This is a genomic window from Methanophagales archaeon, from assembly GCA_021159465.1.
GTDB lineage: Archaea > Halobacteriota > Syntropharchaeia > Alkanophagales > Methanospirareceae > G60ANME1.
The window spans coordinates 1-1,854 of the sequence record JAGGRR010000151.1 but is presented as its reverse complement, the minus strand read 5'-3'; the positions used below and the strand labels follow the sequence as shown (position 1 = coordinate 1,854).

Sequence of the window (1,854 nt, the reverse complement as noted above, 5' to 3'; positions counted from 1 at the left end):
GAACACGAACTCACTGTACTGGAACAGCCCGACTGGAAAGTTGGCGATTGGTGGACTGTTAGTTTTACGTACCGTGCAGTTTGGCAGGCTGTTCCTCTTCCTTTATGCTCGTGGATAGCCGAAAAGTACAAATTCGAGGTTGTGGACATCGTGAATATAGATGGTAAGGACTGTTACGTTGTAAGAGTGGGAAATGAGTTCTTGTATTTCAAAAAAGAAAATGCATCTCCAATTATAAGCGGCAATATATTAGCCCCCTTTGATTTCCCGGCTTTTCCGCTTGAAAGGAATGTAACCCGTACTTATGGGGGGATTCAACAGAGCGTTTCGGTTGATACGTTCACGAAAAAAGACGGAAATAGTGTAAAATGCTTTAAAGTATCATTACAACGCCCGTGTACAAGCCAGAACGTTACCCAGTACTGGCAACCCGGTGCACCATGGTGGATTTATGAAGAGAAAGGAGACATGGTGAAGGCGTGGTTAATGGATTGGGGGCATGAAGAGGTACATGAAGAGGTAAAAAAAACTTCAGTGAGTTATATCCGCACTGAAACACCCGTTCCTCTACCCTCAACCCGAACAGGAGGCACGAGGAATTATAATATACCCACCAGTGGCACAGCTGTTAAAATACCGTGGTCAGGCTACTGGTGGCCCATGGCAGACAGAGATATTTACGGAACTGATATAATAAATCTCTACGATAATAATCGCGCGATGGAAAAATACGATTACTATGTTCTTTACAGACACGGCTATAACCCGGGAGCGAAGCAGTGGGAGTCTCGTTCTCACTGGCCCTGGACCGAAGGGCATCCGTGGGAACCTGAATATCTCAGGATACCCGGACATAAAGTCAGTAGAACAGTTTTAAGAGAGACTCATGCAGAAGAAGACTGGGCGTGTGATATAAATGGAGATGGTGATTTAGATGATCCCTGGGACTTCACTGATGGGACGGAGTTATACAAACCAGACGGTGACACTGATGACTCCTATGACGCGAGCTGGTTCGGACACTGTCACGCATGGTCAGCCGCATCCATACTGGAGCCCGAGCCGTTCACCGCGACAAAATATACGGGTATAGATTTTGCGGTTGGTGACTATTAGTTTCTGGGGTCTGCCTTATCCCCAAGGTGACCCGAATGACATATATCCTTGTTATTTTCCGTCTGGAATTATCCCGCATACAGATACAGGATGAATATCCAGGATGACCCTTACAATTCATCCCGGAAGCTCGTGACCTGCACCGTATGGTTCGCCGATGATGGTGTCCCTCCTGATTTCGTTGGCACATCGTGTTTCACAAAAGTGTACACATATAACGTCACGCTTGATGAAAATGGTTATGCGGTTAAAGGTAATAATACGTGTGCGTGGGTCGGCGGTAGTATTACAAACCATCCCGATTTTATATGGTATCCCACAGCTCAGCGAGCTGTATCAGGTTGCCCGCTGGAGTACGATAAAGTGAAAGAACCCTGCTGTGCCAGGAACATCCTGCTTATTGATGACGACAATGGCGCTAACTACGAGACGTATTACATGGCGGCGCTGGATGCCAACGGCTACGACTATGATTATTGTCACAAGCCGCCAGCGGCATCACTTCTCTTGAAGTACCCGGTGGTGATATGGCTGACGGGTAATAATTGGACGAACACTTTAACCCCAACCGACCAGGAAAACCTTCAGATGTACCTGGATCATGGTGGAAACCTGTTCATTTCAGGGCAGGACATCGGGTGGGACCTGGTAGCCACTGGAGATGCATCTTCACGGGCGTTCTATTACCATTATCTGGATGCAAACTATATCCGAGACGATACCGAGATCTACACCTTA

2 protein-coding genes are annotated in these 1,854 nt (G+C 47.0%); both read left to right on the top strand.

Features of this window, described 5'->3' with window-relative positions; translation table 11 throughout:
- Positions 1–1,116: hypothetical protein (locus tag J7J01_06825; protein MCD6210585.1), on the top strand; the 1,116-nt coding region annotated here is incomplete at its 5' end.
- 90 nt (positions 1,117–1,206) lie between these two features.
- Positions 1,207–1,854: hypothetical protein (locus J7J01_06820; protein MCD6210584.1), on the top strand; the 648-nt coding region annotated here is incomplete at its 3' end.